This window comes from Veillonella sp. ZSJB6, assembly GCF_051549505.1.
Taxonomy (GTDB): domain Bacteria; phylum Bacillota; class Negativicutes; order Veillonellales; family Veillonellaceae; genus Veillonella.
The window spans coordinates 1-13,663 of sequence record NZ_JBPUGE010000001.1 but is presented as its reverse complement, the minus strand read 5'-3'; the positions used below and the strand labels follow the sequence as shown (position 1 = coordinate 13,663).

13 protein-coding genes are annotated in these 13,663 nt (G+C 37.8%); all 13 read right to left on the bottom strand.

The window, feature by feature from the left end; translation table 11 throughout:
- Positions 1 to 10: 10 nt before the first annotated feature.
- The 13 genes from ACSV5T_RS00065 to ACSV5T_RS00005 all read right to left on the bottom strand — a co-directional run bounded on the left by ACSV5T_RS00065 (position 11) and on the right by ACSV5T_RS00005 (position 13,378).
- Entirely contained in the window at positions 11 to 1,321 is a 1,311-nt protein-coding gene (locus tag ACSV5T_RS00065; RefSeq protein WP_119208547.1) for a YgeY family selenium metabolism-linked hydrolase, read from the bottom strand.
- A 12-nt stretch (positions 1,322 to 1,333) separates the two neighbouring features.
- Positions 1,334 to 2,545 (bottom strand): diaminopropionate ammonia-lyase, encoded by a 1,212-nt coding sequence (gene dpaL / locus ACSV5T_RS00060; protein ID WP_438319930.1) that lies wholly within the window; start codon positions 2,543 to 2,545, stop codon positions 1,334 to 1,336.
- 9 nt (positions 2,546 to 2,554) lie between these two features.
- Positions 2,555 to 3,187 (bottom strand): helix-turn-helix transcriptional regulator, encoded by a 633-nt coding sequence (locus tag ACSV5T_RS00055; protein ID WP_295792726.1) that lies wholly within the window; start codon positions 3,185 to 3,187, stop codon positions 2,555 to 2,557.
- A gap of 572 nt (positions 3,188 to 3,759) precedes the next feature.
- Complete coding sequence (locus tag ACSV5T_RS00050) at positions 3,760 to 4,179, bottom strand: flavodoxin (RefSeq protein WP_105089459.1); 420 nt, start codon at positions 4,177 to 4,179, stop codon at positions 3,760 to 3,762.
- Between the two features lie 10 nt (positions 4,180 to 4,189).
- Positions 4,190 to 4,777 (bottom strand): DUF3793 family protein, encoded by a 588-nt coding sequence (locus tag ACSV5T_RS00045; RefSeq protein ID WP_105094098.1) that lies wholly within the window; start codon positions 4,775 to 4,777, stop codon positions 4,190 to 4,192.
- Positions 4,778 to 4,878: 101 nt separating this feature from the next.
- On the bottom strand, positions 4,879 to 5,514 hold the full coding sequence (locus ACSV5T_RS00040) for a hypothetical protein (RefSeq protein WP_438319929.1): 636 nt from the start codon (positions 5,512 to 5,514) through the stop codon (positions 4,879 to 4,881).
- 124 nt (positions 5,515 to 5,638) lie between these two features.
- Positions 5,639 to 7,327, bottom strand: coding sequence for a glutamine--tRNA ligase/YqeY domain fusion protein (locus tag ACSV5T_RS00035; protein ID WP_438319928.1), 1,689 nt, complete (start codon positions 7,325 to 7,327; stop codon positions 5,639 to 5,641).
- 82 nt (positions 7,328 to 7,409) lie between these two features.
- The gene (locus ACSV5T_RS00030) at positions 7,410 to 8,459 is read right to left on the bottom strand and encodes a 2-hydroxyacid dehydrogenase (RefSeq protein WP_438319927.1); all 1,050 of its coding nucleotides are present in this window, start codon (positions 8,457 to 8,459) and stop codon (positions 7,410 to 7,412) included.
- 171 nt (positions 8,460 to 8,630) lie between these two features.
- The gene (mscL, locus tag ACSV5T_RS00025; RefSeq protein ID WP_295819628.1) at positions 8,631 to 9,098 is read right to left on the bottom strand and encodes a large conductance mechanosensitive channel protein MscL; all 468 of its coding nucleotides are present in this window, start codon (positions 9,096 to 9,098) and stop codon (positions 8,631 to 8,633) included.
- A gap of 256 nt (positions 9,099 to 9,354) precedes the next feature.
- On the bottom strand, positions 9,355 to 10,242 hold the full coding sequence (locus tag ACSV5T_RS00020) for a DMT family transporter (protein WP_156719044.1): 888 nt from the start codon (positions 10,240 to 10,242) through the stop codon (positions 9,355 to 9,357).
- A 143-nt stretch (positions 10,243 to 10,385) separates the two neighbouring features.
- Complete coding sequence (gene thrC / locus ACSV5T_RS00015) at positions 10,386 to 11,885, bottom strand: threonine synthase (RefSeq protein ID WP_438319925.1); 1,500 nt, start codon at positions 11,883 to 11,885, stop codon at positions 10,386 to 10,388.
- A gap of 180 nt (positions 11,886 to 12,065) precedes the next feature.
- Positions 12,066 to 13,007, bottom strand: coding sequence for a Dyp-type peroxidase (locus tag ACSV5T_RS00010; RefSeq protein WP_438319924.1), 942 nt, complete (start codon positions 13,005 to 13,007; stop codon positions 12,066 to 12,068).
- 143 nt (positions 13,008 to 13,150) lie between these two features.
- Positions 13,151 to 13,378, bottom strand: coding sequence for a hypothetical protein (locus ACSV5T_RS00005; RefSeq protein WP_227721586.1), 228 nt, complete (start codon positions 13,376 to 13,378; stop codon positions 13,151 to 13,153).
- Positions 13,379 to 13,663 lie beyond the last annotated feature (285 nt).

Genomic DNA, 13,663 nt, shown 5'->3' with positions numbered 1-13,663 from the left:
GTATATGATATTAGTCTTTGCAGTATACGGATGGTAATAATGCATATACAGCTGCACATGTTACAAGGTCTTGTTTCCATGTGATTTCGTTAGGAGCATGTGCTTGTGCTTCTGCGCCAGGACCAAAGCCGATGCAAGGGATTCCATTACGACCCATGATGGATACACCGTTAGTAGAGAATGTCCATTTATCAGTCAATGGGCGAGCTTTACGCATTTCAACTGTGTCTTCAGCACCGATACGTTCGTTACCATACAAGCTAGTGTATGCTTCTTCCAAAGCTTCTGTTACTTTGTGATCTTTAGGAATTACCCAAGTTGGGAAGTAGCATTCGATTGGATATGTTAAACCAGTCCAGGATGGACGAGCATATTCGTACATGGATACTTTCGCACCATATTCTTTAACATGTGGTAAAGCTTCGATTTCAGCCAAGCAGGATTGCCATGTTTCACCAGCTGTCATACGACGGTCCAAGGAAACGGAGCAAGAGTCAGCTACTGCACAACGGCTCGGAGAAGTGTAGAAGATTTGGGAAGTAGTTACAGTACCGCGACCTAAGAAGCGAGCTTCTTCGTAGTGGTCAGGATTGAATTTAGGGTCAAGCATTTTAACAAGACCTTTAATTTTTGTGCTTTCATCAGCAGAGTTAGCATTCAATTCACGGATATCTTGAAGGATGTCAGCCATCTTGTAGATTGCGTTGTCACCGCGTTCAGGAGCGGAACCATGGCAAGATACGCCTTGTACGTCTACGCGGATTTCCATACGGCCACGTTGACCACGGTAGATACCACCGTCAGTTGGTTCAGTGGATACTACGAATTCAGGACGAATATTACGTTCTTTAATCATGTATTCCCAGCAAAGGCCATCGCAGTCTTCTTCTTGAACTGTACCTACAACAAGTACGCGATATTTATCACTTAAAAGACCTAAGTCTTTCATGATTTTAGCGCCGTATACAGCGGATACGATACCACCTAATTGGTCGGATACACCACGACCACCGATTTTAGTTTCATCTTCGAAACCTTCATAAGGATCGAAATTCCAGTTATCGCGGTTACCAATACCTACAGTATCGATATGAGCGTCGAAGGCAATAAGTGTTTTACCAGTACCCATGTAACCAAGAATGTTACCCATTGGGTCTACTTCAACTTCGTCGAAGCCAAGATCTTTCATTTCTTTTTCAATGCGTTGAACGTGCTCTTTTTCTTCTGCACTTTCACCAGGGAATGCTACGATTTCACGTAAGAACTTGGTCATCGCTGGTCCATAAGTTGCTGCTGCTTGTTTAATTGCTTGTAAATCCATAATTAATGCCTCCTAACGATCTTCACCGTACCACATAATGTTTTTATATCTTTCAGGGTCTGTATCACCTTCAGTGGAGAAGCAGAGCACCTTTGAAGACGCATCTAATTCTAATTCCTTGCGTAAGTCTTCATATTCTGGCATTGTCATAATTGCCGTTACAAGACCTAGTGGAACTGCACCAGATTCACCGGTCGTAATTGGTGTGTCACCTTTAATTGGTGCCCCACCAACGCGCATTCCAAGTCTTGCTACCCAATCAGGAGCAGATACGAATACATCCGCATGGTTTCTTAAAATATCCCAAGAAACTGTATTTGGTTCGCCACAAGCTAAACCTGCCATGATTGTATCTAAATCACCCTCAACGATACGAGGATTACCATCATCAGCTACAGCCCCTTTGTATAAGCAAGCTGCTGCTTGAGCTTCTACAACTACTAATTTAGGCTTCTTAGCTGCATTGCTATATAAATTAGTAAAGTAGCCTACTACAGAACCTGCTAAAGAACCTACACCAGCTTGTACCACTACATGAGTTGGTACCTTGCAGTTTGCAGCTTCTAACTGTTCTGCTGTTTCCATAGCCATTGTGCCATAGCCTTGCATGATCCAGTTTGGAATTTCTTCGTAACCTTCCCAAGCGGTGTCTTGAACTACAACACCATTAGGAACTTCTTTAGATTTTTTAGTTGCTAACCGTACACATTCATCGTAGTTAAATTCTTCGATTGTTACGGTAGCACCTTCATTTTCAATTTGTTTTCTACGATATTCTGTAGAGCCTTTAGGCATGAATACTACAGCTTTTTGACCTAATTTATTAGCAGCCCATGCTACGCCACGACCGTGGTTACCATCAGTAGCTGTAAAGAATGTAGCTTGACCAAATTCTTCTTTTAATTGCGGTGATGTTAATACATCGTATGGTACATCTTCAACGTTTTTACCGGTTTGTTGAGCTACATATTTTGCCATCGCATAGGATCCACCTAATACCTTAAAAGCATTAAGGCCAAAGCGATAAGACTCATCTTTTACAAAGAGAGAATCAACACCGATATAATCTGCTAATTTTTCTAGCGATACTAGTGGAGTTACACTATACTGTGGAAAACTTTCATGAAACGCTTTTGCTTTCTTAATTTCTCTAACATCCATAACGGACAAAAACTTGTCACTAGATGGTGCCATCGTATTACGTTTCCACTGAATTCGGTCCATATTTGCCTCCTAGGATTCTTCCTTTACAGTATTTAAATCACTATAAAGAGTAAACTTAGAAATATTGAAATACTCCGCAATCTTTTCTGAAGATTTAGAGATAAGAAAAGCCCCTTTTTCATTTAAGTAGCTAATAGCTTTTAGTCGCTCTACTTTATTCATAAGTGGTCCAGGTTTACCAACCAACCGTTCTGCTTCTAGTAGTAAATCATCTAATAGTTCCGATACACTTGTAGTAATTTTTTCAACAGTACCAGTCTCAGCTTGGCCTATGCCTATAAGACTTTCAAGTGATCGATGCATCATAACAAACTCTGTTATATCCTGATTAATGCCTAACAAATATGCAATATTGCCATCATCATCACGGATATACATAGTGGAGGATTTTAATATTCGTCCATCCTTAGTTTTTGTTAGATATCCAAATCTACCTTCACTACCATCATCATAGTTGAGTACATCTAAAACTACATGTGATGGACCATCGCCAACATGTCGATTTGTTATCGTCCCATTTTCTATATATACAAGCGATGTATCAAGATCACCTTGTAAGTCATGTATCAGTACTTCACAAGATGGTCCAAATTGTATGGCCAATCCATGGGCTATAACTTTTAGCCGTTCCAATGTACTCATTGAGATAACCTCCCTCTCATCGGTATCGGTTAGTCTTTATGGTCTAAATAACTTCAGTCCGTTTACATAATTAGCATTATGATAATAATTCTAACTAATTTTGTATTAACCTAATTTTTTGTTAGGTTCCTTACTTAAATTATAGGTCTATGTATACAAAAATGCAATGCTATCATGCATTAAAGTTATCAATAATTATTCAACCATATACGTGTACTGATATAAACACATATAACCACTATGATTTTTATCACATTATTTTATTGTTATAAAAAATTTTGATGACCTATTCATCATCATATCTACATAAATAAATATAGTAACATTCTATAGAGACAAGTGTATATCTATATTCTTATATCTACAAAACGGACCCAGTATATCAGTATGTATCTATACCTTTCATAAATATTCCTATCACTCATGACTACCCAAATTTTCTATTATATATAGAGATACACCCTTATAATTAATACCAATACAAACAAAAAAGGCTGTAATAACGAATTACCGTTATTACAGCCTTTATATACTGTTAACTGTTAGGATTTATGTTAATGGTTAAGAGTAAATTATGCGTTTGCTAATGTTTTACCCAATTCTTCACATTGTGCTTTGCCATCATCATCAGGTTCACCCAAGATAGCTACGCCATCAGCTACTAATTCACCGCCAGCATCTTTAATGCGAGTGCCCCAGTCTTCCAACCAAGTACCACCCCAACCATAGGAGCCGAAGATTGCTACTTTTTTACCACCCAATTTAGCTTCTAGTTCTGTGTAGAATGGTTCAAATTCGCCTTCTTCTAATTGTTCTGCACCCATATCAGCACAGCCAAGAGCTAATTTTTCGTAAGCTGCTGCGTCATCTACAGATACTTCAGAAACAGATTTTACTTCAACTTCTTGACCTGCAGCTTTGATACCTTCTGCTACTGCTTGAGCCATTTGTTCTGTATTGCCTGTACCGGACCAATAAATTACACCAATCATCTTGTACCTCCTAGGCCGTTCTTGCGACCAATGAACTAAATGTTTTTCCCAACATCAATTGAGTTTGACAAAATTCACGACATGCTTTGTAACATAAGAAAGAGCGCTTAGCATCTACCACGTCATGGTAAACTTTCCATTCCCCACACATACGATATCCACTACCACGACGAGAAATAAAGTATTTCACATCATTTAATGGATAGCCTAAAAATACGCCGATTTCATGTGGAAAATCAATGCTTGCCTCCATACGGTATCGTAGATGTTCTAGCATCTCCATAATGCTCATACGATCATGATAACCGTAGGCTTTCAAAAATGTCATTACTGCAGGTTGCCGTACATAGTCTCTTAATTGCTTCTCACGGAATACCAATAACAGTCTACGCGCTTTACAGCGACATAATTCAAAGAAGAACAAACCTTTTTCATTGAACTCTTTATTATATTCTGTCAATACAAATTGGATTTGTTCATTCATGTCCCGTGGAATAGAAACCAAATTCGAAAGCTTAATCCCTCGAATTGCCGGTGCACAATGATATCCAATGATATGGTCAATTGAATTCATCATAATAGTACCTGCCTGTTGCATATCGTTAGAACCACCCCTAATGAGAATAATTCCTATATGCACATAGTACTCTTGATGAGAAAAATTGTCAAGAATAATTGATATATATTTTCAATAATTATTTATTTTTTAGCTGTTAGCAAAGACTTAACTTTAGGGAATATCGCAGCATCATTAGCTTCATCTATAGCGATAAAGCGTGCATTAGGGCCAGTGTACTTATTGTCAGACAAACTAATATGTAATACTTCATTATAAGAATTATTATTAGCTATACTTTTATATTTTAATGTTCCTTCATATACATTACCTTGTTTAGATAATGGCGTCACTACTGTGAAAGTACCAAGAATTGGGCTATCACCCTTATTAATAGCAGATGCAAGTGCACCTAGTGCAGATGGATCTGAGTTAACATGCTTTGTTTCACTAATCTGACCAGATAATTGTTTACCTAATACTACATCACCATATACAGCATAATTCATTTCATTTTCGTTTTTAATGTTTAGCGTATATACATTGGCAGATGTAGCACCGGCTTCGATAAATACAGATTTTATATCCTTTTTAGCATCTCCTGCGAAAAGCGCTTTAGGATTATTTGGATACATAGTAACGCCTTCAGGTAATTTAACACCTTGATATGTTACTGTTTGGCTTCTATTCAAAATGGACTTAATATTTGCTGCAGAGCCCATCGCCGGAACAGATACTAATACAGCTGCTGCAGTAGCAAGTAATACTAATTTTTTCATATATCTCCTCGAATAAAACGTTAATGTCACAAACTCTCAACATTATGTCTAGTAACAACACAGTAGTAAAGAACCGCCCTTAACGGAGCGGTTCTTTATCATTATCTTAACAATGTAGGATACATTATTTCTTTTGTGCCTTAGCCCAACTATCACGTAAACCAACGATACGGTTCATTACGATATGATCTGGTGTGCTATCTTTATCAGTTACAAAATAACCTTGACGCAAGAATTGGAAATGGTCTCCTGGTACAGTTGTACCGAGACATGCTTCCCCTTTACTATGGAATACTTGTAAGGACTCATGATTAAAGTCACCTAAGAAGTCTTTACCGTCAGAATCTTCTTTTAGTAAGTAGTCATATAAGCGAGATTCAATATCTACTGCAGTAGATGCTTCAACCCAATGCAATGTACCTTTTACCTTACGTGTACAACCGCTACCGCTCTTAGTTTCTGGATCATATGTACAGTGAATTTCTGTAATATTGCCATTTTCGTCTTTAATAACATCAGTACATGTAATGAAGTATGCACCTTTTAAGCGTACCTCTTTACCTGGTGCCAAGCGGAAGAATTTCTTAACTGGCTCTTCCATAAAGTCATTGCGTTCGATGTAAATTTCACGACCAAATACAACTTCACGGTTACCCAACTCTTCATTTTCTGGGTTATTTTCAACGGTACAAAGTTCAGTTTGACCTTCTGGATAGTTTGTAATAACAACTTTCACAGGATCAATAACAACCATAGGACGTGTAGCTTTGAGTTTTAAATCTTCACGGATACAGAACTCAAGCAAAGCAATGTCAACAACGCTATCAGCCTTAGCTACGCCAATGCGGTCACAGAAATCACGAATCGCCTCTGGAGTGTAACCACGACGACGTAAGCCAGAAATAGTAGGCATACGAGGATCATCCCAACCAGCTACAAGGCCTGCCTCAACAAGAGCACGCAATTTACGTTTAGACATAACCATTTTAGTTACGTTCAAGCGCGCAAACTCAATTTGTTGTGGAATTTCAGTGTCATCCCAGTCTTCAAGTACCCAATCATACAACGGACGGTGAACCTCGAATTCCAAAGTACAGATGGAATGTGTAATACGCTCGATAGCATCTTCAATAGGATGAGCAAAATCATACATAGGATAGATTTTCCACTCATTACCGGTATTATGATGTTCTGAATTTACAATACGATAGATAACAGGGTCACGCATAACGATATTAGGATGCGCCATATCGATTTTCGCACGCAATACCTTCTCACCATCAGCGTATTTACCATCCTTCATTTCTTCGAAGAGTTTCAAGTTTTCTTCTACGCTACGGTCACGGTATGGACTATTGGTACCAGGTGTAGAGAAATCGCCACGTGTTTGTTTAATTTCATCTGCTGTTTGATCATCTACATAAGCCTTGCCAAGAGTGATTAATTTCTTAGCATATTCGTACATTTGACCGAAATAATCAGATGCATAGCGAGGCTCTCCATCCCAATCAAAGCCGAGCCATTTTACATCTTCCATAATGGAGTTTACGTATTCAACGTCTTCTTTTGCTGGGTTTGTATCATCAAAACGAAGGTTTGTTAAGCCATTATATTGCTTGCCAATACCAAAGTTAAGGCAGATAGATTTAGCATGACCAATGTGTAAGTAACCATTTGGTTCTGGCGGGAAACGAGTTAATACGCGTCCGCCGTATTTACCAGTTTCATTATCTTTGTTGATGATAGCTTCGATAAAGTTAACGGATACAACTTCTTCAGGAGCTACAGTTTTTTCAATATCTTTATGTTCCAACGTTCTAACCTCCATAGGATAAATATTCTTTTATTTTACCATATTTTGCATAATATCGCATATCTTTTGAGGTCTTGTGATATTAGTCGAAATCAGCTAAATCAACGCCTGCTTTTTTAAGCTCTTCTAAAGCAGATTCTACATCCATTTCTGTTTTTTTATAGTTAACCTCTTCATTAACACAAGTTTTTAATGGTTTCTTATGAACACCAGCAATAATATTATCGGCTGTCAAAATAGACATGTCATAACGCGTGCGATCTGTATAGGAACCAATATGTGGTACAATAAGACAATTTTCAACACTTAATAGTGGGTGATCGGCTGGTAATGGTTCTGGATCAGTTACATCGAGTGCCGCATAATCAATTTCACCTGTTTGTAAGGCATTAATGAGAGCCTCTGTATCAACGATAGGTCCACGGCCTACATTTACAAACAAAGCAGTATTTTTCATCTTCTTGAAGAATGCTTCATCACACATGTGATATGTTTCATCTGTTAGTGGTGCCATCACACAAACTACATCACTAGTAGCTAATAAGTCATCTAATTCCATATACGTAGTTTTATGAATCTTGTCATCAATACGCTGATTACGATTATGGTATACCACAGTCATACCGAATGCACGAGCACGACGAGAAATAGATACACCAATAGCCCCCATCCCAATAATACCAAGGGTACGGCGACTCAAATCAAAGCCTTTAATATTAGATGGTCTTTGAGCCCAACGTCCTTCTTTTACGAAATTAGCATTTTCCAGAATACGACGACTAGCAGTGGCAATTAATGTAAAAGCAAGCTCTGCTACGGTTTCATTAAGAACACCTGGCGTATTGCCATAAGGAATACCTGCTGCCGTTAATTCATCAATTTTTACATTATCATAACCCACAGCTGCTTGAGCAATAACCTTTAAATTAGGTGCATTTTTTACAAGATCACCGTCTACATCTAAAGGGCGAACACACCACAAACCATCCGCATCAACGAGCCATTCCTTTAATGTCTCACGAGGCATTACAGTCTTTTCAGTCCATTGGCGCACATCTACGTGCTCTTTTAAATAAGCAATTGCATCTTTACGGACTAAACCGTTTACAACAACTAGAGGTTTTTTTTCCATATGTATAAGTCCTCCAAAAACGTCTTATAATACACGCCCAAGAATTTCGCGTTAAAGTTAATATCATATATTTCTATTATATACTTATATTTTATACTAGAAAGCTGGCGTAATACAACAAAAAGGAGTAAGGCCTAGGCCTTACTCCTTTTATGTAGCTTTAAATTTGAATTATTTCAAATCTGCTGTACAGTTAGGACATTTAACTGCATCAATGTGAATTTCTGTTTTACAGAATTGACATTCTTTAGTTGTAGGTGCTTCAGCAGCTTCTTCTTCTTTCGCGTTTTTCATCATTTTAGCTAATGCGCGAACCATCAAGAATACAACGAACGCCAAGATTAAGAATTGAATCAAATCAGTAATGAATGTACCGTATGGCAATACAGAACCAACTGCACGAGCTGTATTAATATCAGCACCAGCCATGAATGCATCTTTAGATGCAGCATTTAATGGCAAGTACAAGTTACTGAAATCAATACCGCCTGTGAACAAGCTGATAATAGGCATGAACAAGTTGCTTACAACGGAGTTAACCAACGCTGTGAAAGCAGCCCCAATAATCATACCAATAGCTAGGTCCATCATGTTACCTTTGAATGCAAAAGCTTTAAAATCGTTCAAAAATTCTTTCATTTCTCACTACTCCTAGATACACTTAATTGAGAATGCGTTAATAACTGTACTAATCATAAAGGAAAGATGAAGAGATGTCAATATTTTTCGATGTAGTTTTTCGAATTTATTTAATATAGTTTTTCATAGGTCAATCTAAAATTGTAATAAATCAGTATTTATGCGTACTTTTCGCACCATGTTAAAAGGTGCCAATCACGAATGTGATTAGCACCTCTACTGTCATACAACGTCTATTATTGTATAGATTCGACAATTATTTAATTTTATCCTCTATAACCTTTCCTTCTTGTAAAGGTCCACTTTGTTCTTTGAGGCGAGCCAACATAACAGAAGATACGAACATCGCCACACCAGCGCCTATCGTTTCAATAGATAAGCTTTCACCAAAGAACAAGAAGCCGTAGAAGGAACTGATGAATACCCCAACATATTGTAAAAACTGAGCTACTACAGCATTTGTGGTAACAAAAGCACCAGTCAAGAAGAACTGTGCCACCACACTAATACCACCAATAGCTAAGATGATAAGCCAATCTGTTCCCTGCGGCATAACGAGCTTATCAGTTGTAACGAGGCCTGCAATCATCCCTGTAATCATGAAATAAGCCATAATTTCGAAATTGCTATGTTTCCCTCGTTTAGATATAAGGCGAATGGTCGTATACGCAGCTGCAGATAGAGCAGCCCCTAAAATAGCCACCAAGGCAAACCAAGTAAAGCCAGTAAAACTAAATGGATTTACCATAACCATAACAGCTACAAAGATCAAGAGTAGCCATTTTCCTGCCCCTTTAGGCACTCGTTCTTTAAGAAATAAGGCACTAAAAATCAGTACGAATATACCTGATGTTTGAAATAAAATCGTCGCATCGGATAACTTTAAATGCACTAGGGCAATAAAGTTACATACCATGCCAAAGCCGCCGTATAAACCGCGCATTAGTAGATGTCCTCTATCTTCTTTAGAGAATCGGATGCCTTGGGTATACATAACGATAAGAACCGCTACAGTACCAAATAAGCCACGGAAAAAGGCAATTTCCCCAGAAGGAATATTAGAGCCTAGCATCTTTACGAATAAATTCATCGTACTCAACAAAAGAGCCGATAACAATGCGTACATAAGGCCTTTTTTAGCCATACTACCTCCCTATACACTTCTACTATAATGTTACTACATAGTTACTGTCCTGTATTATCTATATAAGCACTCCGATATACAGGAGATACAGAGTTCACAAAGCCAAAATATATGCCGCCCTTCTAACGAAAGGCGGCATCGTATTATTTAGAGAACGTATCTACAAAATCAAGAATTTCTTGTTTCATATCCTCTTTATCGATTGCTTTTGTGAAACGCAATGGTTTAGATTTCAAAGCTTCCAATTGTTTAGGGAATGCTACACCCGTTACAGCAGAAATATTATCTAAGCTTTCATACGGTGTATCACCTACTTTGATATCTAAAGCCTCGCAAATGGCTGTAGGGAATTTAAATGGATGTGCAGTAGACGCAATAATTGTATGGCGTGCACCGTCTTCAGGATGTTTTTCTAATTCCTTCATGTATGCACCCATAGCTACCGCCGTATGAGGGTCCATTACATAACCATAGGAGTTGTACACTTGTTCAATGATGGCTTTTGTTTCTTCATCATCAACGTAGGCACCTGCGAAATTAGCTTTAACACGACTGAACTCTTCTTCATTGACAGTCAATTTACCTGTTGCTTTAAGATCTTTCATCCAACCAGCGGTACGTTCACTATCTTCACCAGAAATATAATACAAGAAACGTTCAAAGTTGGAGGATTCAAGAATATCCATGGATGGAGAAATCGTTGTATAGAATGGACGATTCATATCGTATGTGCCAGTTTCAAAGAACTCAGTGAGCACATTGTTTTGGTTTGATGCACAAATCAATTTACCAATAGGAATACCCATTTTTTTAGCATAGTAAGCAGCCAAGATATTACCAAAGTTACCTGTTGGCACTACTACGTTGAAAGCTTCATCTTCGTGAATAGCACCTTGTGCTACGAGCTCAGCATAGGCATTTACATAGTACACTACTTGCGGTGCCAAGCGGCCGATATTAATGGAGTTCGCACTGGAGAACATCACACCTTTTTCCGCAACCTCTTCTGCTGTAGCCTTATCAACGAATAAGCGTTTCAAGAATTGTTGAGCATCATCAAAGTTACCATGAATAGCCGTTACGTTAACGTTATTCCCTTCTTGCTTTTGCATTTGTTCTGCTTGCATAGGACTTACACCATCTGTTGGGTAGAATACTTGGATATGTGTACCAGGTACATCTTTAAAGCCTTCCAGTGCAGCTTTACCAGTATCACCAGATGTAGCCGTTAAGATAAGAACCTCTTTTTTCTCACCTTCTGCTTCTTTTGCCGCTACTAATAGATATGGGAATAAAGACAATGCCATATCTTTGAAAGCTTGTGTACGGCCATGGAATAATTCTAGGACAGAAACCTTTTCTAATAAGGAATGTAACGGTGCAATATCACGAGTACTGAAGTTAGCATCACTGTACGCAGAGTTGATCATTTCTTTTAAATGAGCTTCTGAGAAACATGGGAACAGCTTAGCTAATACAACAGCTGCTACCTCTTGATAGTTTTTATCTTTCACATCATTGTAAGTTAAGCAGTTTGTAGGGAATAAAGATGGCACATATAGACCACCATCCTCTGCTAAGCCGTGCAACAATGCATATGTTTCATTTACCGCAACGGTACCGCGGGTGCTAGTATAATTCATGGAATACCTCATTCATAACTACAATGGATTTTTACGGGTTTAATAGATTTATTATAGCATAAAAGCACCCCTAAAAGGAGCGCTTCTATAGAATTTAATGATATTTTTACTCGAATTGTTTACTGCTAACCAAATAGAGCATCACGAACTATAAAAATGTACATCAAATAGCTATGTCGATTATAACTCGCCTTCTGCAATAGCATCCAATGTATCAAGGGATGGAATGAAGAAGAGCATACCTGTAATAGGTTTGGAATAATCAAGCAATTTATCGTTTTGCGTAAACATATTAGTAAGCATTGTTTTAGTTACATCCCAGTAACGAGCATAACCGATAAAGTATGTGCCACGTACACCTTGTCCAGGTTGAGCAAACGGTACGTTCATACGAACGATTTTATGTTCTTCATCATCGCGATTATCTTGAGCCACTACATTATGAGCTGCTGGATCTTTTTCATCATCATCTAATTCAATATCACTGAATTTACGACGGCCAATGAATTTTTCTTGCATTTCCGTAGGAAGTGCACGCCATGCATCAAGATCATGTTCATATTTTTGAGCAAATGCATAAGAACCATTAGTGAATTCAGGATCTTCATCGCCAATAACACCCCACTCAACAGCCTCTTGACCAACAGGGTTTTCAGTACCATCAACGAAATCGATGATAGCACGACCTTGTTCATAGTGGAAACCATGAGTTTCATCGACTACAGATGTAATAGGACGTAAGAATCCCATAATTTGATCTACTACAGTATACGTAACGGATTCATCATTAGAACGTACATGTAAAAATAAATCTGCTGCTACAGCTGGTACGTCTTGTTTATCCCCTTTAATACCTTGGAAATCTTCTAACTCTTTTGGTACCGGTGCATTAGGGAACAAATAATCCCATGCTTTGCGGCTAAAACCAAAGGCAATACCCAATCCTTCACCATTCGCACGAATACTAACAGAACGTTTAATGGCTTGGATACGGTCTGCCATATCTTGGATAACTTCAAGTTCTGCGTCACGATCTTTGCGATTTAATAATAAGGTTGTAAAGTTAACACTTTGGCCTGCATCTTTATATACATCTTGTGTTCTAGAAACATCTACTGCCATTGGGTACCTCCTAATGAGAAAAATTATTATATAGCAATCATAAGCTATTACATCTTTATTGTCTATAATATATAAAACATTACATACCAAATAACCTCATCATAGCTATTGCAGCTCAATCAGAAGAAGAGATAGTAGAAAGCTTAAAATATCAATTCGTCATATATTTTTTTTGGTATTTGTTCAATGGGCTTATTATTATCAATTGCAGTTGCTAAAGCATCAATTCCTTTTTTTATTTCAGATAGCTCATAACCATAAAGAGGATCCATATAAATAACCCTATCTAAAGAATTTTCACCAAATATAACTAAGTATAAATCTGTAAGTTTTTCCAATTGTATAAGTGCATTTTGTACTTCCGTATCCATATAAATTTCTCCTAGGTAGTGAGAATCATGCCAGTAACAAAGAACCTTACTGTATTTTATATTTTAATTTTCCCTATAGTTCTATATAATTTTCAACAAAAGGATATCATCTATAATATATACATTATCTAATTTCATTACAATACACTAGTATAACTAACAGATTACAAATAGATAATAAGAAAACCCGCACTACTGTGCGGGTTTATTTGGTGGACCACCAGGGGTTCGAACCCTGGACACCCTGATTAAGAGTTAATTTTCACACTATAGATAAATCCAGTA